This window comes from Methylobacterium sp. UNCCL125 (genome assembly GCF_900116795.1).
Taxonomy (GTDB): Bacteria; Pseudomonadota; Alphaproteobacteria; order Rhizobiales; family Beijerinckiaceae; genus Methylobacterium; species Methylobacterium fujisawaense.
The window spans coordinates 16245-38768 of the sequence record NZ_FPBW01000043.1; the positions used below are offsets into that span (position 1 = coordinate 16245).

General features: G+C 69.6%; 18 protein-coding genes and 1 tRNA gene. 9 read left to right on the top strand and 10 right to left on the bottom strand.

Annotation, left to right across the window (positions count from 1 at the left end; genetic code table 11):
- Window positions 1-27 precede the first annotated feature (27 nt).
- On the top strand, window positions 28-2025 hold the full coding sequence (gene shc, locus BM396_RS29050) for a squalene--hopene cyclase (RefSeq protein ID WP_043387030.1): 1998 nt from the start codon (window positions 28-30) through the stop codon (window positions 2023-2025).
- Window positions 2026-2247: 222 nt separating this feature from the next.
- Window positions 2248-2946 carry a phosphorylase gene (locus BM396_RS29055; RefSeq protein ID WP_043387061.1) on the top strand — a complete coding sequence of 233 codons (699 nt, stop codon included), beginning with the start codon at window positions 2248-2250 and terminating at the stop codon, window positions 2944-2946.
- A gap of 175 nt (window positions 2947-3121) precedes the next feature.
- Here the strand turns inward: BM396_RS29055 and BM396_RS29060 are convergent, their stop codons facing one another.
- Window positions 3122-4648 carry a Do family serine endopeptidase gene (locus tag BM396_RS29060; protein WP_043355239.1) on the bottom strand — a complete coding sequence of 509 codons (1527 nt, stop codon included), beginning with the start codon at window positions 4646-4648 and terminating at the stop codon, window positions 3122-3124.
- 328 nt (window positions 4649-4976) lie between these two features.
- Here BM396_RS29060 and BM396_RS29065 point away from each other — a divergent pair, with 328 nt between their 5' ends.
- Entirely contained in the window at window positions 4977-5342 is a 366-nt protein-coding gene (locus BM396_RS29065) for a hypothetical protein (RefSeq protein WP_051976229.1), read from the top strand.
- Window positions 5343-5427: 85 nt separating this feature from the next.
- Here the strand turns inward: BM396_RS29065 and BM396_RS29070 are convergent, their stop codons facing one another.
- The 4 genes from BM396_RS29070 to BM396_RS29090 all read right to left on the bottom strand — a co-directional run bounded on the left by BM396_RS29070 (window position 5428) and on the right by BM396_RS29090 (window position 13578).
- Window positions 5428-8145, bottom strand: a complete 2718-nt coding sequence (locus tag BM396_RS29070; protein WP_043387023.1) for a valine--tRNA ligase — start codon at window positions 8143-8145, stop codon at window positions 5428-5430.
- A 113-nt stretch (window positions 8146-8258) separates the two neighbouring features.
- Window positions 8259-8789: a PopZ family protein gene (locus BM396_RS29075; RefSeq protein ID WP_043355243.1), complete on the bottom strand. Its 531-nt coding sequence runs from the start codon at window positions 8787-8789 to the stop codon at window positions 8259-8261.
- Window positions 8790-8986: 197 nt separating this feature from the next.
- Window positions 8987-10576 carry a TolC family outer membrane protein gene (locus BM396_RS29080; protein WP_051045025.1) on the bottom strand — a complete coding sequence of 530 codons (1590 nt, stop codon included), beginning with the start codon at window positions 10574-10576 and terminating at the stop codon, window positions 8987-8989.
- 776 nt (window positions 10577-11352) lie between these two features.
- Window positions 11353-13578, bottom strand: a complete 2226-nt coding sequence (locus BM396_RS29090) for a putative bifunctional diguanylate cyclase/phosphodiesterase (RefSeq protein WP_244538993.1) — start codon at window positions 13576-13578, stop codon at window positions 11353-11355.
- A gap of 306 nt (window positions 13579-13884) precedes the next feature.
- Between BM396_RS29090 and BM396_RS29095 the strand changes: the two genes are divergently transcribed.
- The gene (locus BM396_RS29095; protein WP_043387022.1) at window positions 13885-14952 is read left to right on the top strand and encodes a spore photoproduct lyase family protein; all 1068 of its coding nucleotides are present in this window, start codon (window positions 13885-13887) and stop codon (window positions 14950-14952) included.
- A gap of 64 nt (window positions 14953-15016) precedes the next feature.
- Window positions 15017-15475, top strand: a complete 459-nt coding sequence (locus BM396_RS29100) for a nucleoside deaminase (RefSeq protein ID WP_043355254.1) — start codon at window positions 15017-15019, stop codon at window positions 15473-15475.
- A gap of 16 nt (window positions 15476-15491) precedes the next feature.
- Here BM396_RS29100 and BM396_RS29105 read toward each other — a convergent pair whose 3' ends face one another.
- Both BM396_RS29105 and BM396_RS29110 read right to left on the bottom strand, forming a co-directional pair.
- Complete coding sequence (locus BM396_RS29105; protein WP_043355257.1) at window positions 15492-15803, bottom strand: ETC complex I subunit; 312 nt, start codon at window positions 15801-15803, stop codon at window positions 15492-15494.
- A 25-nt stretch (window positions 15804-15828) separates the two neighbouring features.
- Window positions 15829-15905: transfer RNA gene (locus BM396_RS29110), tRNA-Pro, on the bottom strand.
- Between the two features lie 352 nt (window positions 15906-16257).
- Between BM396_RS29110 and BM396_RS29115 the strand changes: the two genes are divergently transcribed.
- The 4 genes from BM396_RS29115 (at window position 16258) to BM396_RS29130 (ending at window position 19496) form a co-directional block, all read left to right on the top strand.
- A complete protein-coding gene (locus BM396_RS29115) occupies window positions 16258-17208 on the top strand; it encodes an SMP-30/gluconolactonase/LRE family protein (protein WP_043387050.1) in 951 nt (316 codons plus the stop codon).
- 107 nt (window positions 17209-17315) lie between these two features.
- The gene (locus tag BM396_RS29120) at window positions 17316-18023 is read left to right on the top strand and encodes a glutathione binding-like protein (protein ID WP_043387021.1); all 708 of its coding nucleotides are present in this window, start codon (window positions 17316-17318) and stop codon (window positions 18021-18023) included.
- Window positions 18024-18030: 7 nt separating this feature from the next.
- The gene (locus BM396_RS29125; protein ID WP_081948749.1) at window positions 18031-18606 is read left to right on the top strand and encodes an NUDIX domain-containing protein; all 576 of its coding nucleotides are present in this window, start codon (window positions 18031-18033) and stop codon (window positions 18604-18606) included.
- Window positions 18603-19496, top strand: coding sequence for an inositol monophosphatase family protein (locus tag BM396_RS29130; RefSeq protein ID WP_043387020.1), 894 nt, complete (start codon window positions 18603-18605; stop codon window positions 19494-19496). The genes BM396_RS29125 and BM396_RS29130 overlap by 4 nt, the downstream gene beginning before the upstream one ends.
- A 92-nt stretch (window positions 19497-19588) precedes the next feature.
- Here the strand turns inward: BM396_RS29130 and BM396_RS29135 are convergent, their stop codons facing one another.
- The 3 genes from BM396_RS29135 to BM396_RS29145 form a co-directional block, all read right to left on the bottom strand.
- Window positions 19589-21535, bottom strand: coding sequence for a DUF4139 domain-containing protein (locus BM396_RS29135; protein WP_244538994.1), 1947 nt, complete (start codon window positions 21533-21535; stop codon window positions 19589-19591).
- Window positions 21536-21793: 258 nt separating this feature from the next.
- Entirely contained in the window at window positions 21794-22138 is a 345-nt protein-coding gene (locus BM396_RS29140; protein ID WP_051976228.1) for a hypothetical protein, read from the bottom strand.
- Window positions 22139-22331: 193 nt separating this feature from the next.
- A partial coding sequence (locus BM396_RS29145) for a transposase (protein WP_210187138.1) occupies window positions 22332-22524 on the bottom strand: 193 nt, incomplete at its 5' end.

Sequence of the window (22524 nt, forward strand, 5' to 3'; positions counted from 1 at the left end):
GCGAGGCGGTCGTTCGAGGCGAGGACTATGAGAGAGGCCGTAAGCAAAGTCGAGGCGCTGCAGCGCTCCAAGACGCAGGGGATCGCGCTCGAGGACGTCGAGCGCGGCGTGGCACAGGCGACGCGCGCGCTGACCGACCTGGCGCATGACGACGGGCATATCTGCTTCGAGCTCGAGGCGGATGCCACCATCCCGTCCGAGTACATCCTGTTCCACCACTTCCGCGGCACGCAGGTCCCCGGCGACCTCGAGGCCAAGATCGGCACCTACCTGCGGCGCACCCAGGGCCGTCACGGCGGCTGGGCCCTCGTCCACGAGGGGCCGTTCGACATGAGCTGCACGGTCAAGGCGTATTTCGCCCTGAAGATGATCGGCGACGACATCGAGGCGCCGCACATGCGCCGGGCGCGCGAGGGCATCCTATCCCGCGGCGGCGCGGCCAACGCCAATGTCTTCACCCGCTTCATGCTGGCGCTCTACGGCGAGGTGCCGTGGCGCGCCGTGCCGGTGATGCCGGTCGAGGTGATGTTCCTGCCGAAGTGGTTCCCCTTCCACCTCGACAAGATCAGCTACTGGGCTCGCACCACCGTGGTGCCGCTGTTCGTGCTCCAGGCGACCAAGCCCCGGGCCCGCAACCCGCGGGGCATCAGCGTGCAGGAGCTGTTCATTACGCCGCCGGAGAGCGTCCGCTCCTGGCCGGGTTCGCCCCATGCCACCTGGCCCTGGACCCCGATCTTCGGCTTCATCGACCGGGTGTTGCAGCGGGTCGAGAACCACCTGCCGCGCAAGAGCCGCCAGCGGGCCATGGAGATGGCTCGCGCCTGGGTGAGCGAGCGCCTGAACGGCGAGGACGGCCTGGGCGCCATCTTCCCCGCGATGGTCAATTCGGTGCTGATGTACGAGGTGATGGGCTACCGGCCCGATCACCCGCAGGTCCGCGTCGCCTGCGACGCCATCGAGAAGCTCGTCGTCGAGAAGGCCGACGAGGCCTATGTCCAGCCCTGCGTCTCGCCGGTCTGGGATACGGCGCTGGCGAGCCACGCGCTCCTGGAAGCCGGCGGCCCCGAGGCCGAGGCCCAGGCCCGCGCCGGGCTCGACTGGCTGAAGCCCCGGCAGGTGCTCGACATCGTCGGGGACTGGGCGGCCCGCAAGCCGAAGGTCCGGCCGGGCGGCTGGGCATTCCAGTACGCCAACGCCCATTATCCCGACCTCGACGACACCGCCGTGGTGGTGATGGCGATGGACCGGGCCATGCGCCAGCACGGTCTGGTCGCCGGCATGCCGGACTACAAGGTCTCCATCGCCCGCGCCCGCGAATGGGTCGAGGGGCTGCAGTCGGAAGACGGCGGCTGGGCGGCGTTCGACGCCGACAACAACCACATGTACCTCAACCACATTCCGTTCTCGGATCACGGCGCGCTGCTCGATCCGCCGACCGCGGATGTGACCGCCCGCGTGGTCGGCATGCTGGCCCAGCTCGGCGAGACCCGGGAGACCTCCCGCGCCCTGGACCGCGGCGTGAACTACCTCCTGAACGACCAGGAAGAGGACGGATCCTGGTACGGCCGCTGGGGCATGAACTTCATCTACGGCACGTGGTCGGTGCTCTGCGCCCTCAACGCCGCGGGTGTCGATCCCGCCGATCCCCGCATCCAGCGGGCGGTGAACTGGCTGATCCGGATCCAGAATCCGGATGGCGGCTGGGGTGAGGACGCTTCCTCGTACAAGATCGACCCGGCCTTCGAGCCCGGTTCGTCCACCGCCTCGCAGACCGCCTGGGCGCTGCTCGCCCTGATGGCGGCCGGCGCGGTCGACGATCCGGCCGTCACCCGGGGCATCAACTTCCTGACCCGCACGCAGGGCGCGGACGGGTTCTGGAAGGAAGAGCGCTACACGGCCACGGGCTTCCCGAGGGTGTTCTACCTGCGGTATCATGGTTACCCGAAGTTCTTCCCGCTCTGGGCGATGGCGCGCTTCCGCAACCTCAAGCGCGGCAACAGCCGGCGCGTCCAGTTCGGCATGTGACGGCCTGCGGCCGGCCCGCAGGGCCGGCCTCGCCTCGCCGGATCGCAGCGCGTTCGACCGTTCCGACGACCGATCTGCGAGCCCGGTATTCCAGACGTGGCCTCCTCAGACAGCGATCCCGCGGGACCGGGCGAACCGCGTTCCGCGCCGGAGCCGGCCCAGACGCCGCCGCGACGTCCGCGCCGGCTTGCGGACCTGGCCGGACTGGTCCACCAGCGCGCCATGATTGATCCCACCGCACCCGTCCTGGCCGTCACCGGCCTCGCCCGCGAGCGCCGCATGGCGGCGGGGGAGGGGGTCGAGGCGGTGGGGGCCGGCGGCAACCCGCATCGCCTGCGTCACCTCCTCGACGCGCGCGTCTCCTCCGGCTGCCGGGCGGTTGTGAGCTTCGGCATCGCTGGGGGGCTCGATCCCTCTCTCAAGCCGGGTGACGTCGTCGTCGGTACCGGCGTGGTGAGCGAAGACGGGCGGCGTGCCGCCGATCTCGACCTCTCGGCGGCGCTCCTCAATCTCCTGTCCGGTTCCGGCGCGCGGGTGATCGCCGCCGATCTGGCCGGTGTCGATACGGCCGTGCTCTCCGTCGAGGGCAAGACCGATCTGCGGGCGACCTCCGGCGCGGCCGCCGTCGACATGGAATCGCACGTGGCTGCGTCCTTCGCGGGCCGGCACGGCGTGCCCTTCGCGGCGCTGCGCGTGATCTGCGATCCGGCCGGTCAGGCGCTGCCCGCCTTCGCCGCACAGGCGCTCACGGCGGACGGTGAACCCGACATTGCGGCGGTGTTCTTCGCCTTCGCCCGCGGCCGGGCACGGCTGGGGGACCTGATGCGGTTGGCCCGTGACTCCAATGCGGCCTTCGCGTCGCTTGGACGCTGTCGCGCCCGGCTCGGACCGGGGCTGGGAATACCGGCTGCGGAGCGCTGAGACGTCAGAGCCCGTTTCTGCCAGCGGACGCGAAGCAGGCCGGTTTCTCGCTTCCCAGTGCGCGCCAGGACCATCGTGAGGGACGACAAAAGGCGCCGGCCTGTTCGGCCGGCGCCAGTCGGAGGTCACCACGCGGCGGCGCGGGGGAGGGGCCCCGCGCCGGGAGGAGCCGGCCTCAGCCGTCCTTCTTGTTGAGCGAGACCGCCACGAACCGGGTCTGGCCCTTGCCGCTCTTCACCCGCATCAGCACGGCCTTGCGTCCGCTCGACTCGGCCGCCCGGATCTGCGTCGCCACATCCGACGGACGGGACACGCTCTGGCCGCCGACATCGAGGATCACGTCACCCGCCTCGATACCCTTGGCGGCAGCCGGCCCGTCGGGATCGACCTGCACCACCGCAACACCCTGATCCGACAGACCGACATCGCCGGCCGGAGCGAGCTGCAGGCCGAGCCGCGGCTGGCCGTTGCTCGAATCCTCGTCACGGCTCGCCATCTTCGTGCCGTCGGTCGGCATCGTGCCCAGCGTCACCGTGGCGGTGTCGGACTTGCCACCACGCAGGTAGCTCAGCTCGACCTTGGCGCCGGGCTTCATGCCGGCGATCCTGCGCGACAGCTCGCGGGCGCTGTCCACCGTGTCGCCGTTGACCTTCTCGATCACGTCACCGGCCTTCAGCCCGGCCTTGGCCGCGGGGGTGCCGTTCTCGGCATGGTCGACGAGCGCCCCCTTGGCCTTGTCGAGGCCCAGGCCCTCGGCGATGTCCTGCGTCACGGGCTGGATCTGGACGCCCAGGTAGCCGCGGGCGACCTTGCCGTCGGTCCGGAGCTGATCGACCACCGCCTGAACGGTCTCGGCCGGGATCGCGAAGGCGAGGCCGACGCTGCCGCCCGACGGGGACGCGATGGCGGTGTTGACGCCGACGACCTCGCCGTTGACGTTGAAGGTCGGGCCGCCTGAATTGCCCTTGTTGATGGGCGCGTCGATCTGCAGGAAGTCGTCGTACGGACCGGCGCCGATGTCGCGGCCGCGGGCCGAGACGATGCCGGCGGTCACGGTGCCGCCGAGGCCGAAGGGGTTACCGATCGCCACAACCCAGTCGCCGACCTGAGGCGCGGATTTGCCGAACTGCACGTAGGGGAAGTTCGAGCCCTCGGTGATCTTCAGCAGAGCGACGTCGGTCTTGGGATCCTTGCCGATGACCTTCGCGTCGAGGGTGCGGCCGTCGTCCAGGGTCACCTGCACGGTCTTGGCGTGATCGACGACGTGGTTGTTGGTGACCACGTAGCCGTCGGCCGAGATGATGAAGCCGGAGCCGACCGCGCCGCGCGGACCCTGGCGCTGGGGCTGCATCCCGCCGGGGCCGTTCTGGCCGAAGCGCTTGAAGAACTCGCGCAGCTGCGGCGGCACATTCTGAAGGTTGCGGCCCTGGCTCGGGCCGTCATCGTCGTCGCTGCTCGCGGAGTCGTCGAGCTTGACCTTCACCGAGACGACGCCCGGCTTCACCTTGTTGACGATGCCGGCAAACGAGCCCGGCGGATGCTCGGGGGCCTCGATCGGGGATTTCGGAAGGGCCTGCGCGTAGGCCGGAGTCGCGCTCGGCAGATAGCCACTGCCGATGGCACCGCCGGCGATCAGCGCGGCCGCCGCCACGGAGGCGAGGGCGCGGCGCGAGGTGCGGCCAGTGGGACGGGTTTCGGTCATGGGGGGCTCAACCTCTCGAAACTGATCGGGACGACGCCTGCGGTCGCGGCCGTCGATGGGATCTGTCTAGAGAGCGCCGCCTGACCCGGGCGTGGCGGTCAGATTACCGTTTGGACAGGTGGCCAAGCGATCGCGGAGCCGCATCGCGATCCCAGTGGTCGCCTGCGATCGGAAGAGCGCGACGCCTCGGTTCGGCATGGGACAGGCCCAGGCTTGTGCTGTCCGACACCGCGATTTCCGAGGGTCGGCCTTAAATCCCGCTGAGTTCGGCAGGCCGGAATAAGTTTCGGCGTTGCTCGATCCCAGTGTTCAGGCAGAGGGGATTGCAATGAAGACGCTGTTGGCCGCCGCCATGTTCTTCGGGTTGACTGTCGGCGCGCTGGCGGCCGACTCGTACGCGGATTACCGCGACTACTTTGACGCGAAGCCCGCCGTGGCAGATCACGCGCCGCGCGGCGGGTCCAAGAGGACATACGGGGTCGATACGCGCCGCCCCGGCGACGATCGCACCGCCAAGTCGGCGACCCACATGCGGCCCGGCTACTGGAACCAGGCCGGCGGCTATGTTCCGCCTGACTATTCCACGCATCCGCGGGCCGCGTCGCAGGACGGGTTCTGGAGCCCGAACGACGCGTCGGCCGCCAACTGGGCCGGGCCGCGGGCCTTCACCGGCACCCTCGGCACCCGCCGCTGACGCTTGGCCGTCCGGGTGACGGCGCGCTGCCGGTCCCGCCGGCGCAGGGCGCCGAGCCCGGGCCTCAGCGGCCCGGGACGGGCGCTCAGTCCCCGCTGAGCCGGACCAGAGCCTCCTCGATCTTCACGAGCCGCGCCGCCTCGCTGTCGCGCCGCTCCCGGTTCTCCTCGATGATCTCCTCGGGCGCCCGGGCCACGAAGTCGGCATTGCCGAGCTTGGCGTCGATCTTCTTGATCTCGCCCTGCGCCTTGCCCTGCTCCTTCTTCAGGCGGGCGACCTCGGCGGCGAGATCGACGACGCCTTCCAGAGGCAGTGCGGCGACGCTCCCGCGCACCAGCAGCTGAACCGAGTTCTTCGGCGGCGCCTCCGCGAAGGTGATGTCCGACAGGCGCGCGAGGCGCAGCAGCGTGTCCCGCCATGCCTCCACCCGCGCCCGGACCTCCGGGGCCGCGCCGACCATCACCAGCGGGATCTGCGCGGCGGCCGGGACATTGGTCTCGGACCGCGCCGAGCGGATCTGGCTGACGAGATCGACCACGAACCCGACCTCGGCCTCCGCGGCCGCATCGGCAAGGCCGCCGAGGTCCGGCCAAGAGGCCAGGGTCAGGAGGCCGCGCTCCGGCAGCTCGGCCCCCTTGATCGCCCACAGCTCCTCCGTGAGGAAGGGCATGAACGGGTGCAGCAGCTTGGCGACCTGATCGATCAGGAACGCCACGCTCGCCTGCGTCTCGGCCCGGATCGCGGGGTCGACGCCCTCGCCCTGGAGCACGGGCTTGGCGAGTTCGAGATACCAGTCGCAGAAGATGTTCCAGACGAAGCGATAGGCGGCCGCCGCGGCGTCGTTGAAGCGGAAGGCCTCGAGGGCACCCGTGACCTCGTCGACCGCGCGCGCGGCCTCGGTGAGCGCCCAGCGGTTGATCGCGCCGGTGGCGGAGCGCGGATCGAAGGCTGGGTCCAGGCGGCAGCCGTTCAGCTCGGCGAAGCGGGCGGCGTTCCAGAGCTTGGTCGCGAAGTTGCGGTAGCCCTGGACCCGGTCGGTGGACAGCTTGATGTCGCGGCCCTGGACGGCCAGCGCACAGAGGGTGAAGCGCAGGGCGTCGGCGCCGACCTGATCGATCAGCTCCAGCGGATCGACGACGTTGCCCTTCGACTTCGACATCTTCGCCCCCGACGCGTCCCGCACCAGGGTGTGCAGGTAGACCGTGTCGAAGGGGGCCCGGTCGGTGAGGTGCAGGCCCATCATCATCATCCGGGCGACCCAGAAGAACAGGATGTCCTTGCCGGTCACCAGGGTGTTGGTCGGGTAGAAGCGACCGAGTTCCGGGGTCGAATCCGGCCAGCCGAGGGTCGAGAACGGCCAGAGGGCCGAGGAGAACCACGTGTCGAGGACATCCTCGTCGCGGGTCAGCGCGACGGAGCGGCCGTGCTTCGCCTCGGCCGCTTCCAGCGCCTCCGCCTCGCTCTCGGCGACGAAGATGCCGCCCTCCGCGTCGTACCAGACCGGAATCTGGTGGCCCCACCAGAGCTGGCGCGAGATGCACCAGGGCTCGATGTTGGTGAGCCACTGGAAGAAGATCTTCTCGTAGTTCTCGGGCACGAACTTGGTCTGCCCGTCGCGCACCGCCTGGAGGGCGCGCTCCGCGAGCGGCTTGACGTTCACGTACCACTGGTCGGTCAGGTAGGGCTCGATGACCACGCCGGACCGGTCGCCGTGCGGGACCGCGTGGGTGTTCGCCTCGGTCGCGCGCAGGAGCCCGCGCGCCTCCATCAGCGCGACCACCGCCTTGCGGGCTTGGGCCCGGTCGAGGCCGTGGAGCGCCAGGGCCTCCGGTTCGGGCGAGGTCCCGTCGAGGAAGGCCGCATTGCCCTCGAGCAGCATCCGCCCCTCGGGGTCGAGGATGTTGATCACGCCGAGTCCCTGGCGGCGGCCGACATCGAAATCGTTGAAGTCGTGGGCGGGGGTGATCTTGACCGCGCCCGTCCCCTTCTCCGGGTCCGAGTAGGTGTCGGCGACGATCGGGATCAGCCGCCCGACCAGCGGCAGGCGCACGCGCTTGCCGACCAGCGCCGTATACCGCTCGTCCTCGGGATGGACCGCGACGCCGGTATCGCCCAGCATCGTCTCGGGACGGGTGGTCGCCACCGTGATGACCGCCCCGGTCTCGGTTCCGGTCTCGTCGACGACCGGATAGTCGAAGTGCCAGAGATGGCCCTTCGTCTCGATCTGCTGGACCTCCAGGTCCGAGATCGCGGTCTGGAACTTCGGGTCCCAGTTCACCAGCCGCTTGTCGCGGTAGATCAGGCCCTGCCGGTGCAGGTCGACGAAGGTCTTGAGGACGGCCCGGCTCAGGCCCTCGTCCATGGTGAAGCGCTCGCGGGACCAGTCGCAGGAGGCGCCCAGCCGCTTCAGCTGGTTGACGATCGCGCCGCCGGATTCCGCCTTCCAGGCCCAGACCTTCTCGACGAAGGCCGCGCGGCCGATCTCGCGGCGACCGGGCTCCTGATGCTCCATCATCCGCCGCTCGACCACCATCTGGGTGGCGATGCCGGCATGGTCCGTCCCCGGCTGCCAGAGCACGTCCTTGCCGCGCATGCGCTCGAAGCGGCAGAGGATGTCCTGCAGGGTGTTGTTGAGGGCGTGGCCCATATGCAGCGAGCCCGTCACGTTCGGCGGCGGGATCACGATGCAGTACGGCGGAGCCCCGGCGCGCTCGGGCCGGCCGGCGCGGAAGGCGTCCGCCTCGGCCCAGGCGGCGGAAATCCGCGCCTCGACGGAGGTGGGCTCGAAGGTCTTGTCCATCATCGCGGGTACGGGCCGGCGCTTGTCCAAACGGGGTTGGCCCCGCTTTCGACCGTCACGCCGCTCCCGTCAACACGCGGACGGCGGCTCGCGGCCACCGTACCCAGGCCGCCGGCTCAGCGGCCGCGCGAGACCCGCTCGATCTCGGCGCGCACGAGGCGCTCGACCACGGCGGGCAGGTTGTCGTCGAGCCAGGATTTCAGCATCGGCCGGAGCATCTCCTTGACGAGATCCTCCAGGGTCCGGGCGTTCTGCGTCAGCACCGTATGGGCCAGCAGGTTGAACGCGCCGCTGACGCTGGCGTCGGTCGCCGGGGAGACCAGGGCCTCCCGCTCCGGCTCCGGTTCCGGCGCGCGCACGGCCTGGAGCACGGGCTGCGGCCGCGGTGGTGCCGGCGGTTCCGGGATCGGATCGGGCTCCGGTGCCGCGGCGACCGGGTCCTCGAAGTCGATCGCGTCGAAATCGAGCAGATCCGGAGCAGGTTCCGGCTCCGGCTCCGGCTCGACCACGCGCGGGCGCGTCACCGGCTCGGCGACCTCAGCGAGGTCGAGCACGTCATCGGGCTCCGGCGCGACCGTCGTCTCGGCGGGCTTGGCGGCCTGATCGTCGGCGATGATCCTGCGGATCGACGCGAGGATCTCTTCCATCGAAGGCTCGTGCGCCTTATCGGCAGCCTTGTCCTGGAATTTCGTGTCCGGGATCTTTGGGCTTGCTGCACTCATCGGCAGGCGCACTCGGGCATGGGAGACTGGAACGCGACCCGATCGGATCGTTGTTCAATCAGTATTCCATGCCGTTTCGTGGCGGCAAGCGTGCCCGCAACACACTCCCCGTGGAAAAGCCCTCAGCGGCCGTCCGGCGTGCGCAGACCGAACCACAGATCCTTGACCTGATCGAAGTGGACCTTGGCGCTGTAATATTCGACCGGCAGTGCCGTGAACCGCGCGGTGAGTTGCCCGATCGCCTGGACCACGCCGTAGGAGAAGATCACGCGGTCGCGTTGGGCGACGATGAGGTTCACGCGGGAGTTCAGCAATTCCTGCTGCGCATTCAGCACGTCGAGGGTGGTGCGCTGGCCGACGCGGGCTTCCTCGCGCACGCCGTTCAGCGCCACCTCGTTGGCCTGGACCTGGGCCTGGGCGGCGATGACCTGGGCCTTGGCGGCTTCCAGGCGACCCCAGAAATCGACGATCTGGGCGCGGACCTGATCGCGGACCTGATCCACCTGGATGCGCGTCTGGCCGACGGTCTCCTTCGCCTGCCGGATCTGCGCGTAGGTCTGGCCGCCCTCGTAGATCGGGATGTTCAGCCGGCCGCCCACGAATCCGACGAAGAAGCTCTGGTTCGGGCCGGTCTGGTCGTAGACCTGACTGAGGGAGCCCTGCAGGCTGACCTGCGGCGCCAGCTGACCTTCCAGCACCTTCACCTGCGATTCGGCCGCGTCGACGGCGTGGATCGCCGACACGATCTGCGGATGCTCGCGCAGGCCGATGGCGATGGCGGCGTCCAGGCTGTGCGGAACGAACCGGTCCAGAGGCCGGCCGGGCGCAAGCTGGCGCGGCTCGACACCGATATTCTGCCGGTAGATGCCGATGCTCGTCCGCAGGGCCGATTCCGCCGCGCTCACCTGCGAGCGGGCGCCCGCGAGACGGGCCTCGGCCTGGGCGACATCGGTCCGCGTCACCTCGCCGACGTTGAAGCGGTCGCGCGTCTGGCGCAGCTGCTCCTCCAAGACCTCGACGTTGTTCCGGTTGAGTTCCAGCGTCGCCGTGTTGCTGAGCACGTTCATGTACGACTGAACGGCGTTGTAGAGCACGGTCAGCTCCGTGTAGCGCAGCGTCTCGCGCTGGCTGTACACGGTCGACTCGGCGCGGCGGGTCAGGTTGTCCGTCTGGAAGCCGTTGAACAGCGTCTGCGAGACGGTCAGGCTCGCGGTGCTCGGCAGGTAGGTGGTCCGGACAGTCCGCTTGGAGGTGATGGTCTGGGCCGAGGCGATCTCAGCCGTGCTCGATGTCGCCCCGGCTCCGCTGGTCGCCGACGTGCCGGCCACGCCGGACGAGCCCGCTCCGATGTCAGTCGTGCCGACACCCGTCGTGCTCGTTCCGACGCCGATCCCGGTGCCGCCCGTAACGCCGCCCGTGGTGCCCCCGAGACCGGCTGTGCCGGTCGCCGACGTGCCGGTGCTGGCCGAGCCTGCCGCGGCCGCGGCGGTGCTGGAGCTGCGGGTCTGAAGGTACTGGACGCCGATCTGCGCCCCGAGATTGACCTGGGGGCGATAGCCCGACTGCGCGATCGCGACGCTCTCGTCGGTCGCGCGCACGCCGGCGCGGCTGGCGTTGAGGCTTGGATTGCCCTGATAGGCTTTCGCGAGCGCGCTTTCGAGTGTCTCGGCAGACGCCGGCATCGCTGCCAGAATCGCGAGCCCGGAGACCATCCCGACCAAACGGAATGTCGAGCAACTCGCTTGTGGACGTCGTGTCACGATGAACAAGCCCTTGCGGTCTCTTTCGGTTCGGATGTCCGAGACGAAAACGGCCAAGGTACGGCGTTTCGCTCGTCTCCGATCAAGCCCGCCCCACCGTCACGCTTAGCGCAAACCGGGCGCTTTGGCTCGCCCCGGCTTAGGGATGGCGGCGGAAAGTCCGGCGTTGGGGCATTAAGGTGACACATCCGGTCTCCGTTACCCCGCGTGCTGGGCTGTTACGGTAAGTGCCGTCCCGAATACGGTATCGGTGCAAATATAAATGGCTGTGGATCAGCAACGTCCGCGCGCTGCCCGAGACGGGGCCAGCTTTGCCGCCCGGGAGGGGAGCCGGGTTTCGGGCCCCGATTTGTGGCGGGAGGCGGATGTCGGGCGTCGCGTTCACGGCCCGGTTCGGGACCGGCTCGCGGGCGCGCAAGACAGGCGGCCGACAGAGCCGCCATCCACGGCCGCCATCGACCGCTGCACGGTCATCGCATCTCGCAGGATCCGCGACCATTCCGGCCACCGAGGGGAGGTGTCACGCGGGCGGGACGACAGCGTACGGGTTGATCCGGTCGGAACAGGGTGTTCCGGCGCTGGATGTCGTCCGAATTGAGTATTCGATGGAATCGAACCCCGGCAGTAGCGTCCACTCACCGGGCCGGTTCGGTGCCGGTCGTTCGGGTCGGTGCGCGGAACGGATCCAAAGGTCCTGTAAGCCGGGGCGGCCGGCGATCCGTCGGCCATCACCGTGCGAACATCCGGGTCCGCGGGTCGGCGCCGTGGTGGAGGGTTTCATCGTGGACGAGAACGATCCGCCCTGGGACACCGATCCCCTCTGGTATGACCGGGCGGAGTCCGGGCCGGCACCGGGTCCCGTCCTCGAATGTCTGGCGTGGCTGTTCCTGCTGGCGGTCGCCGTGGTCGCCGGGCTGGTCTGGCTCTACGGAGTTCCCGACCGCCTGTGGCGCGCGGCGACGCGCCGGTTCCTGCGCCGCCGGCCGGCGGGCGCGAAGCGCTTCTGATCCGGTTCGGAAGCTCCGCGGCGACTGCGGGTTTAAGGCCGCCGCGATGCGCGGGACGAGCAGCGTATCTTCCAGGGCCTCCACCGGCATCGGACGGCCGAGATAATAGCCCTGCAGGAACGGGCAACCCATCGCCTGGAGGATGTGCAGGTCGTCGACCGATTCCACGCCCTCCGCCACGACGTCGAGACCGAGCAGGCGCCCGAGGCCCAGGACGGCGAGGACGAGCCCGCGCTTGTCGTCGCATGTGCCGAGCCCGGTCACGAAACTTCGGTCGATCTTGATCCGATCCGCCTTGAGCTGCCGCAGGGAGGAGAGCGACGAGTAGCCGATGCCGAAATCGTCCAGGGTGATCCGGATGCCGGCGCGCGACAGGGCCTGCAGCTTCCCCTGAACCGCGCCGATGTCGAGGGCGGTCTCCTCGGTGATCTCGATCTCGAGCATGGTGGGCGGCAGGTCGAGCAGGCCCAGGCGCTCGATGACGATCTCGTCCACCGGAACCTGCGCCATCTCCCGGGGCGAGACGTTCATCGCCACGCGGACCCCATCGAGGCCACGGCTGCGCAGGATTTCCAGCATCGCGCAGACCTGCTCAAGGATGTAGCGGAGCAGCGATTCGGTCAGGCCCGCCATCGCGGCGGCGGCGATCAGGTCCGGCGGGGCGATCCAGCCGAGCCGCGGATGCTCCCAGCGGATCAGCGCCTCCAGCCCGACCAGCGTGTGGCCATCCGCGGCGTAGATCGGCTGAAACCAGACCCTGGGCGCGTTCTCGACCAGGGCCTGCGACAGGTCGCGCTCCAGGTCGCGCCGCATTTGCAGGCCCTCGCGCAGGCCCGCATCGAACACCCGGAAGCGATTCCGGCCTCCGGCCTTCGCGGCGTAGAGGGCCTCGTCGGCGCAGCTCAGCATCTCGGTCAGACTGGGCTCCGGACCGGCATGGACGCCGATGCTGACCCCGAGCCGGCCCGCGTCGAAACCGTCGAACGGGTGTGCCACGGCCGTGATGAAGTTGGCCGCCATGACGTCGTGGGCCAGACCGGAGGTGGCGGGATCGTAAAGCACGGCGAATTCATCGCCGCCGAGCCGGGCCGCAAGGCCGTTCTCCGGCAGCGCATCCCTCAGCCGGCGCGCCACTTCGACGAGCACCCGGTCGCCCGCCTTGTGTCCGTAGACGTCGTTGACGAACTTGAAGCCGTCGAGGTCGAGCAGCAGCAGGCTGAGCGTCCCGCTGTAGAGCCGGCTTTCCGCCGCCTGGAGGAATCCCGCGCGGTTCAGCAGGCCGGTGAGGTCGTCGTGCGTGGCGCGCCACCGCATCTCGTCGACGAGGGCGCTGGCGCTGGCATGCGCTTCGGCCCGCGACCGGGCGAGGGCATGGGCCTCGTTCTTGAGCCGGCTCGCCTGGCGGAACACGGCCTGGCTCCGGAACGCGGTGTGCGTCAGCGCCACGAGGTAGAGGACGACGCAGGCCGCAAGGCAGTTCCGGTCGAAGTCACCCGCATAGGTCAGGCAGACGGAGACCGACAGCAGCGGCAGAGCGATGAAGGCGATCGGAATGCGCGCATAGGCAATCCCGTGCGTCACCGCCCCGGCGGTCACGCCGCAGGTGATCGTGAGATAGAACAGGGTCTCGGGTGAGGTGTAGCCGGCGGACAGGAGCGGCTGGCAAGCCCAGACCAGGCCGGAGAGAAACGCCGCGAGCGTGCAGACGCGCAGGTGCCGGTCGACGGAGCGCGCGGCGGTCGCGGCTAGGCTCGGCGTCATGTCGGCGGTCAGCGCGAGGCCGAGGCAGGGGATCCGACACAGCACGATCCGCAGGAGATTGACGCAGGTCGATGCCGCAAACCAGGCGGCCCCCAGGGCGCCGTGCCCGCTCCGATAGGCGACCAGGATGCTCGCCAGCCCGAGCAGCATGTTGACGGGGATGGCCGCCAGCACGGTCCCGCGCATGGCCTCGAGCTGGTCCCGCCGGACCAGCGCGTCCCACCTCGGATCCGCAGGGTCGAGAGATTCACCGGAGCCGGGTGAGCCTGGCCCGGATCTCTCCTGGTCCCAAGCGATCATCATATGTCCACTCAAAGCTGAGCGACTCATGACAGCGAATCGTTAGATATCGTTGAACGATCATCGACCACCGCAAGCGATCTCGATCTTTTCCCGCTGCGGATGCGCAGAAGCGCCGGCGCGCGGGGCATTCCGGTCGCGCCCGAAAGCACCATATCGACATCCGGGCCGCTCCCGGGCCCCGGATCGTCCATGGCCCTCACCCGCGACCTGCTCGATATCCGGACGATCTACCACGAGCCTGCCGTTCGCGACTTTCCGCTCGGCGGGGAGATCCTGGCCCGTTTCCCGGACGCCGAGCGCATCGTCGTGCCGTCGCACTGGAACATCCCGGAACTCCACGGCAATGCGGGATCGGTGGAGGATTGGGTGCGGATCAAGCGCTCGACCCTGGTCCTCGGCGTGAAGAAGGGTCTCGCGATGCGTCCCAACGGCCGCAGCGCCCATTTCATCGCGCCCTCGACCTCCAACGGCTGCGCCATGGCCTGCGCCTATTGCTACGTGCCGCGCCGCAAGGGCTTCTCCAACCCGATCTCGCTGTTCGTGAACGTCGAGCAGGCCTGCGCGGCGATCGCCCGGCACGCCGGCCGTCAGGGACGCCTGTCGGCGCCGGATCCGATCGACCCGGAATACTGGGTCTACGACATCGGCGAGAACGGCGACCTCTCGGTGGATGCGGCGGTCAGTGGCGGCGTACGCGCCCTGATCGCGCTGTTTCGCACCCTGCCCAACGCCAAGGCCTCCTTCGCCACCAAGGCCGTGAACCGCGATCTCCTGGCCTACGATCCGCAAGGCAAGACGCGGATCCGCTTCTCGCTCATGCCGGCGCGGATCGCCCGGATCGTGGACGTGCGCACCGCCCCGATCCCGGAGCGGATCGCCGCCATCGACGACTTCGTGGCCGCCGGCTACGAAGTCCACGTCAATTTCTCGCCCGTGATCCTGTACGAGGACTGGGAGGCGGACTGGCGGGCCCTGTTTGCCGAGATCGACGCGACCCTGTCCGACGCCGCCAAGGCGCAGCTCAAGTGCGAGATCATCATGCTGACCCACAATGCGGATCTGCATGCGGTCAATCTCGGCTGGCACCCGAAGGCCGAGGACCTGCTCTGGCGGCCGGACATTCAGGAGGCGAAGGTTTCCGAGGGCGGGGGCACGAACCTGCGCTACCGGGCCGGCTGGAAGGGCCGGTGGCTCGTCCGGTTCAAGGCCCTGCTGGCCGAGGCCATGCCCTACTGCACCGTGCGCTACGCGTTCTGAGGCCCCGGTCGCTGAACTTCCCGCCGCGCCCGGCGTTGCCGCGCCAGCGCAGAGGGGATCGTCCATGGGGATGCACGAAGATCATATCCGCGAGGCGGTCGCCCTCGCCGAGGCCAATGTCGAGGCCGGCGGCGCCCCTTACGGCGCGGTGATCGTGCAGGACGGCACCGTGCTGGTCCGCGCGGCCAACACCGTGCACGCCACCAACGATCCGAGCGCCCATGCCGAGATGGTTGCGCTGCGCGAAGCCAGCCGCCTGCTCGGCCGGCGCGATCTCGGCGACTGCGTGATGTACGCGAGCGGCCGCCCGTGCCCCATGTGCCACGCGGCGATGCGGCTTGCCGGCTTCAAGGAAGGCTATTTCGCCTTCTCGGCCGAGGAGGCCGAGACCTACGGTGCCGGCAGCGCGACGATCTACGCCGAACTCTGCCAGCCCCTCGATGCGCAGCCGATGCGGATCAGCCAGATCCGTCCGCCGGGCGATTCGCCCTACCCGGCCTGGAAAGCGCGCCGGACAGCCTGATCCGAACTCGCCGGACTCAATGCGTCCACGGCGCCGTGCGGTTGAATTTGAAATTGTCGGAATAGGACAGGCCCTTGCGCTGGACCACTTTGGCCGGCTGCTCGACGCGGAAGGCGATGCCCTCGCGCTTCGCGTAGGCGACGGCCTCCGCCTCGGTGTCGAATTCCAGGCGGACCTGCTGAAGCATGTCGGAGGAGCCGTTCCACCCCATCAGCGGATCGATCTCGCGCGGGCTGGTCTGGTCGAATTCCAGAACCCACTGCTTGGTCCGGGCGAGGCCAGACTGCGTGGCATCCCGAGACGGACGGAAGATGCGGGCGCTCGGCATCGGACTCGACAAGCTCCTGATCGAATGGTCGGGGCGATAGGATTCGAACCTACGACCCCCTGGTCCCAAACCAGGTGCGCTACCAGACTGCGCTACACCCCGACTGCCACACGGCCTCAATGCCGTAGCGGTTCCGCCGGTCCCCCGCAAGGCGCGGCACGCCGGTGGCCCATTCCCCCGCCTGCGTGCTTCCGGCGCGCCCGCAGCGCCCGGCCGACTTGTCAGACAATTCACGGGGCGATAGCGTCCGATTCGGGACGAGGGCCGGGCTTCCCTGCTGACGAACCAGCGTCCACCATCACTGGGGGGTGGAGGATGGGGCGTTACGGATCGCCGCGCCGGGAACACCGGCCCTCGTCGCCACCGTCGGGCCTTCGGCCATGCGGGGGCGGTTGTTGGCCCTTGATGACCCTTGCCGGCGGGCGCCGAAACCGCGACGATCGCCGCGAGCGACATGGACCTTCCCGTGTGGACACCGAGCCCGCGCTATCCCGATCCGGCGGTCGAGATCCTCGACGACGCCTTCGCCCGTTACCGGGTGTTCAACACGGCGGTGGAGCGCCTCGCCACCGGCTTCCGCTGGTGCGAGGGCCCGGTCTGGTTCGGCGACGGTCGCTACCTGCTGTGGAGTGACATCCCCAACGACCGCATCCTGCGCTGGGATGAGGAGAGCGGCGCGGTCGGTCTCTACCGGAAGCCGTCCGGCTTCGCCAACGGCAACACCCGCGACCGTCAAGGGCGGCTCGTCACCTGCGAGCACGGCAACCGTCGGGTCACCCGGACCGAGCATGACGGCGCGATCACCGTGCTCGCGGACGCGTTCGAGGGCCGGCGGCTCAACTCCCCCAACGACGTCGTAACGGCCGCCGACGGTGCGGTCTGGTTCACCGATCCGCCCTTCGGCATCGCGGGGTTCTACGAGGGCGCCCGCGCCGAGGCCGAACTGCCGCAGAACGTCTATCGGCTCGACCCGGTTACCGGCGTGCTGGAGACGGTGGCCACCGACCTCGCCGGCCCCAACGGCCTATGCTTCTCCCCCGATGGCCGCGTGCTCTACCTCGTGGAATCGCGCGGGCGGCCGACCCGGCGGATCGTCGCCTACGACGTGGCCGGCGGCCGTGCCCTTTCGGGCCGGCGCGTGCTGATCGATGCCGGGCCGGGCACGCCGGACGGGCTGCGCTGCGACGTCGACGGCAATCTCTGGTGCGGCTGGGGCATGGGTGACGACGCCCTGGACGGCGTCATGGTGTTCAATCCCGACGGCCGGCCGATCGGGCGCATCCGCCTGCCGGAGCGCTGTGCCAACCTCTGTTTCGGCGGCCGCCATCGCAACCGCCTGTTCATGGCGGCGAGCCAGTCGCTCTATGCCCTCTACGTCGAGGTCCAGGGCTGCGCCGGCGGATGAGGCCAGGCCGGGATACCGCGGCGCGCCCGCGCCGCCGGTCGCGTGCTTGACCGGAGCGCCGCGCCGACCCACTTCCCGTCCGCCGGGGCATAACGGGACACCAGCCGATGATCGAACTCCACTACTGGCCGACGCCGAACGGCCATAAGATCACGATGTTTCTCGAAGAGGCGGGGCTTGCCTACCGCATTCACCCTGTAAATATTGGTAAGGGCGAGCAGTTTAATCCGGATTTTCTCAAGATCGCGCCCAACAACCGGATGCCGGCGATCGTAGACGATGAGCCGGCCGGCGGCGGCGCGCCGGTCTCGCTGTTCGAATCGGGAGCGATCCTGCTCTACCTCGCCGAGAAGACCGGGCGCTTCATCCCGGGGGATCTGCGCGGCCGGGCAGAGGTGCTGCAATGGCTGTTCTGGCAGATGGGTGGCCTCGGCCCGATGCTCGGCCAGAACCACCACTTCTCGCAATATGCGCCGGAGAAGATCGACTACGCGATCAAGCGCTACGTCAACGAGACCAACCGGCTCTACGGCGTCCTCGACCGGCGCCTGGCCGATCGCGCCTTCGTCGCCGGCCCTGATTATTCCATCGCCGACATGGCCTGCTACCCCTGGATCGTGCCCTACGAGAAGCAGGGTCAGAACCTCGATGACCACCCGAACCTGAAGCGCTGGTTCACGGCGATCGCCGAGCGGCCGGCCACGAAGGCGGCCTATGCCCGCGCCCCGGAGGTCAATCCCGACTACGGCAAGACCATGAGCGAGGACGCCAAGAAGGTGATGTTCGGCCAGACCGCTTCCAGCACGAAGCGCTGACCAGGGCATGACCGAGGCCGCGCCTGCCCTGCCGCTGGAGGTGATCCACCGCGGCTGGAACACCTTCGGCATCGCCACGCTGACGCTGCCGGACGGGAGCACCGTCCGGCGGGCGCTGGAGGATCACGGCGAGGCGGCCTGCGTGCTGCCTTACGATCCCGTTCGGCGCGTGGCGCTGCTCGTGCGGCAGGCGCGGGTCGGCCCGGCCTTCTGGGGAGAGCCGGCCGATCTCGACGAGGCGCCCGCGGGCGGCCTCGACGGCGCCGCGCCGGAGGAGACCGCGATCCGCGAGGCGATGGAGGAGGCGGGCGTCCGCCTTCGGGATCTCGAGCCGGTGGCGCATGCCTACAGCATGCCGAGCATCTCTTCGGAGCGGCTCTGGCTCTACCTTGCGCCCTACAGCGCCTCCGACCGGGTCGGATCCGGCGGCGGCCTCCACGAAGAGGGCGAGCAGGTCGTCACCCTCGAAGTGCCCCTCGCCACGCTGGGCGATCAGGTCCGCGCCGGTCGCCTGCCCGATCTCAAGACGCTGGTCCTGGTCCAGGCCCTGATGCTCCGAAGCCCCGACTTGTTCGCCGCATGACCTCGTCCGACACGTCCGAATCCGATGTCCTCGCGCAGATGCTGGCCTTCGCCGAGGAGGCTGCACCCCTGGCCTTGACCATGCGGGCGACGGGCCTGGACATGACCAACAAGGGCCCGGATCTCGGCCAGGCCCTGACCGAGGCCGACCTCGCCGTCAGCCAGCTGATGCACGCGCGGTTCGGCCCCGATTTGATCGAGGAGGAGACCGCCGAGGATCTGGGACAAGCCGCGGCCCGGGCGCTGCTCGCCCGGGATGCCTGGACCTTCGTGGGCGATCCGATCGACGGCACCCGACCCTTCGCGGGCGGCCTGTCGGGCTGGGGCGTGATGGTTGCGGCCTGCCGCACGGGCTGGCCCCGAAGCTGCGTGATGAGCCTGCCGGCCTGGAACGAAGACCGCTCAGCGCCGGCCCGGAGCATCCCGGCGGAGGCGACGGAGGGCATCCTGCTCGCGGCCAGTGAGGGCCGGGCCTTCTGGGCGCCGACCCGCGGCGGCCGCATGATTGCGGCGTTGCGCCCGCTCCACCGGCCGGAGCGCCGGACCGGCCATGTCGGCTGGCTGTCGGTCACGGCGCAGCGCTACACCCTGGATTACGGCTGCGGCTGGTTCCCCTGGAGCGAGGGCGGCGCGATCTCGGATGCCGCGCTCCTGGCCACGGGACGCCTCGACGCGACCCTGAGCAACAACCGCTTGTGGGACCTGGGCCCGATCCTGCCCCTGTTCGAGGCGCTGGGCTTCCGCCTGTTCCACTGGCCGGACCTCGGGGATCCGCCGGCCGCCTTCGTCGACCTGTTCGACGCTGAGCTGTCCGCTCACGACGATCTCTGGCTGGTGTGTCGGGATCGCGATCAGGCGGCCGATCTGGCCGCGGCGATCCGCCGGGCCTAGGACATCATCCCGGAGGCGGGCGCCCGGATCGCGGGACGCCCTTCGCGGACGGGACTTCGGGCCCGGACCGCGAACGGGTCCGGGACGGACGGTCAGAGCGCCGCGATCAGCGTCCGGATCCGCGCCTGTGCGGCCTTCAGCTCGCTCTCGGCCCCGGCCCGGTCGGCGGCCAGCTTCGCCAGTTCGTCTTCCTGGGCGCCCATACGGGTGAGATAGCGCCGCGCCAGTTCGCTGTCCTTGGGGACGGCGCCGAGATTGCTGCGGATGCGCTCCTGCTCGGCCTGCACCTTCGCCGCGCGCTCGTCGATCTCCTCGACGGTGCGCGTCGCCGCGGCAACCTCCGCGCGGACCTGCGACAGGGTCTTGAGCTTGCCGCCGAGGTCCGGTTCGGTGGCGAGGGAGGCCCACCGGACCAGCAGCGCCTCATCGGCATCGACGAGATCGTAGGCATCGATCTGAACGCGTTCGAAGACGGCCTGGGTCTCTGCCGACCCGCCGGCGGGAACCGCGACCTTGAGACGATAGGCCGTGGGGGTTTCGCTGTCGCGGGCGGAGGACGTGAAGGTCCAGCCATCGCGTCGGGGATGCTCGATGATCACGGCCCGGGCGGCGTCCGGCGCACCCTTGATCGTGTAGGTCGTGACCTCCCGGGCAATCATCGTCGCGCGCGCCACGCCGTCGACCACCGTGATCTTGGTCAAGGCCTCGCTCGGCTTCGTCTCCGCCTGGACGGCGACCTTCCGGTCGACGGCGAAGCTGGCCAGCCGCTGCTCGCCGACGGGGGTCGCGGGCAGGCGCGCATCCCCGAGGTAGCCGGCCTTGCGGTCGTAGAGGGTGATGAGACCGGCGGGCAGCATCGCGGCGGTGCCGTTGCGGATCCTGAGGGCCGCGATCGGATGGATCCCCTGACCCGGTTTCCAGAGGGCGATCCGCTCGGCCTCGATCTCGGTATCGATGAACGGCACGGACAGCGTGCCGCCGGCGCGGAGATCGACCGGATGCGGCAGCGTGAAGTTGGCCGACACATCTCCCTCGCTGGCCCCGGCACTCGCCGTCGCGGCCGCCGCCTCGTAGCCGGATTCCGCAGCGTCCAGGCGCGCGTCGAGGCGCGCCATCGGAGCCGGAAGGGGCACAGCGGCAGCGGGCGCCGCGGGGGCACGCAGACGGGACAGCGTCTTCGGGGCGACCGTGCCCTGGTCGAGATCGGGCATGCCGACATCGTCGACCATCACCGGCGCCTCCGGTCTCGTGCGCCAGTAACGCCGGTGCAGGCGCTGGAGCAGCGCCACCGGCGATCCGGACGACAGGGTGACGTCGACGCCCTTCCAGTCCGCGCCGAGGGCATTCTCGAGGACCGCCCAGGCCTGCAGATTCGCCCGGCCTTCGCCGCCGTCGACGATGCGATAGCTCGTCTTCCAGACGGGCGCGGCGACGACGTAGGTCAACCGGACCTCGCGCCGGCCGCGTCCCGCGACATCGATCTCGACCCGGTGGGCATCGCCGACCTTGGCCTTGCCGGCCGCGTCGACGGCCGCGGCGATCCTGGACGCCATGACCGGATCCTGGATCGTCACGGTCGCGCCGTCCTCGATCGGCACGGATTCGAGCGTGCCCGACCCGGTCAGCACGGTCAGGATCGCGACCTCGCCCGCCTCGGTTCCGGCATTGCGCTCGGATACGCCGAGCACCCGGCCTTCGAGCGTGCGCCCGGCACTCTGGATCTTGACTGGAATGCCCTGCAGCTTCCCCACGAGGCGCGCCGGCGCGGACAGATCGTCCGCGGTGAACGGCATCGTCCGCAGCGTCTCGTCGACCTGATCCACCCCGTCCAGACGCAGGGCACCGACGGTGCCGAGCGGATCACGCACGACGAGGCTCTTGAGGATGTCGTCGATCTGCTCTGGCCTGACGTTGAGCCCGATCGTCGTATCGCCGTCGACCACATGAACCAGGGTCACTTCGGCAAGGCCGCCGCTCGAAAGGGTGACGGCGCGGATGCCGTCGGGGGCTGCCATCAGGGGCGGCGCGGCTGCGATCATGGCCAACAGGGCTCCGGCTAAGATCAGATGCGATGGGATCAATTCGCCTGTCTCCCGTCAGGGGGCACGCCGCCGAGCACGAGGCCACTCTGGCCGACCGTGCGCCGTCCGGCAAAGGCTGCGTGACGCCCGCGGCCGCAAACCGATCGCGGTCGGAGCTGGCCTGCTGTCCGGACCGGAGCACGCCCCCATGCGGCACGGATGCCGCTGAACGAATGCGCAGTGCCTCGTCGACATGCTGCGGCCCGCGGCTGCACGCTAGCGTATCCGGCTGTCTGTGCTCCCGTTCCAGAAGGCGATCGGATCGACGGCCTCGACGACCTCGTCCTTCTTCGATGCGGAGACCCGCATCTCGCAGCCTGCGGTGCCGCCGTCGGATGCGGCGTCATCACCGCACGGAACGGCACTCAAACGCAGGACGACGTCGGCCATAGCGCTGCCGTTGACGGCCCGCCGCGTGATGACATCGGGCTCGTGCGTTGCCGCCTCGGATCCGCAGGAGGCCTTGGCCCTGGCGAGGGCAGCCGCGAAGGGCGGCGGGTGATGGTCCGCCGCAGCGACGCGGGGTTCGGCGAGAATCAGGGCGGCGTGGGCGCGACGCATGCCGCCAGGATCCCCAGGCCCGTCCGCGCTGTCCAGGCAACTAGCCCGCTTTATTCACCAGGGTTTGGCTGGCGACGTGTTTTGAGCTGAAGGCGAGCGGGATCGTGCGTCTGTCCTGACGCGTATGGATCTGGTTGTGCTGTCGGCGCTGGAGGGACGGGAGCGGTGTCGATGGGGCATCACGCCCCGTGGTTCAGGCTGGCGCTGGGGCGAGTGCGCCCGCGATATGGCGCAGCAAGTCGGCCTCGGGACAGGCGGCGGCGAAGGCGAGACGAACACGGGCAGTGGTCTCGTGGATGCGAGCCCCAAGCTTGAGCAGGCGCAGGCGGATCGTCGCGAACTCGGCCTTGGCCAGGCGATGGGGAGCCGGGATGGCGTCGCGCACG

What these genes read in the sequence shown, in the direction of transcription:
- BM396_RS29065 (WP_051976229.1), top strand. Translation starts at nt 4,977, where the DNA reads ATGAAGACGCTGTTGGCCGCCGCCATGTTCTTCGGGTTGACTGTCGGC.
- BM396_RS29140 (WP_051976228.1), bottom strand. Translation starts at nt 22,138, where the DNA reads ATGCGTCGCGCCCACGCCGCCCTGATTCTCGCCGAACCCCGCGTCGCT.
- BM396_RS29060 (WP_043355239.1), bottom strand. Translation starts at nt 4,648, where the DNA reads ATGACCGAAACCCGTCCCACTGGCCGCACCTCGCGCCGCGCCCTCGCC.
- BM396_RS29130 (WP_043387020.1), top strand. Translation starts at nt 18,603, where the DNA reads ATGACCTCGTCCGACACGTCCGAATCCGATGTCCTCGCGCAGATGCTG.
- BM396_RS29120 (WP_043387021.1), top strand. Translation starts at nt 17,316, where the DNA reads ATGATCGAACTCCACTACTGGCCGACGCCGAACGGCCATAAGATCACG.
- BM396_RS29105 (WP_043355257.1), bottom strand. Translation starts at nt 15,803, where the DNA reads ATGCCGAGCGCCCGCATCTTCCGTCCGTCTCGGGATGCCACGCAGTCT.
- BM396_RS29100 (WP_043355254.1), top strand. Translation starts at nt 15,017, where the DNA reads ATGGGGATGCACGAAGATCATATCCGCGAGGCGGTCGCCCTCGCCGAG.
- BM396_RS29080 (WP_051045025.1), bottom strand. Translation starts at nt 10,576, where the DNA reads ATGGTCTCCGGGCTCGCGATTCTGGCAGCGATGCCGGCGTCTGCCGAG.
- BM396_RS29070 (WP_043387023.1), bottom strand. Translation starts at nt 8,145, where the DNA reads ATGATGGACAAGACCTTCGAGCCCACCTCCGTCGAGGCGCGGATTTCC.
- BM396_RS29095 (WP_043387022.1), top strand. Translation starts at nt 13,885, where the DNA reads ATGGCCCTCACCCGCGACCTGCTCGATATCCGGACGATCTACCACGAG.
- shc (WP_043387030.1), top strand. Translation starts at nt 28, where the DNA reads ATGAGAGAGGCCGTAAGCAAAGTCGAGGCGCTGCAGCGCTCCAAGACG.
- BM396_RS29075 (WP_043355243.1), bottom strand. Translation starts at nt 8,789, where the DNA reads ATGGAAGAGATCCTCGCGTCGATCCGCAGGATCATCGCCGACGATCAG.
- BM396_RS29125 (WP_081948749.1), top strand. Translation starts at nt 18,031, where the DNA reads ATGACCGAGGCCGCGCCTGCCCTGCCGCTGGAGGTGATCCACCGCGGC.
- BM396_RS29115 (WP_043387050.1), top strand. Translation starts at nt 16,258, where the DNA reads ATGGACCTTCCCGTGTGGACACCGAGCCCGCGCTATCCCGATCCGGCG.
- BM396_RS29135 (WP_244538994.1), bottom strand. Translation starts at nt 21,535, where the DNA reads ATGATCGCAGCCGCGCCGCCCCTGATGGCAGCCCCCGACGGCATCCGC.
- BM396_RS29090 (WP_244538993.1), bottom strand. Translation starts at nt 13,578, where the DNA reads ATGCGCGGGACCGTGCTGGCGGCCATCCCCGTCAACATGCTGCTCGGG.
- BM396_RS29055 (WP_043387061.1), top strand. Translation starts at nt 2,248, where the DNA reads ATGATTGATCCCACCGCACCCGTCCTGGCCGTCACCGGCCTCGCCCGC.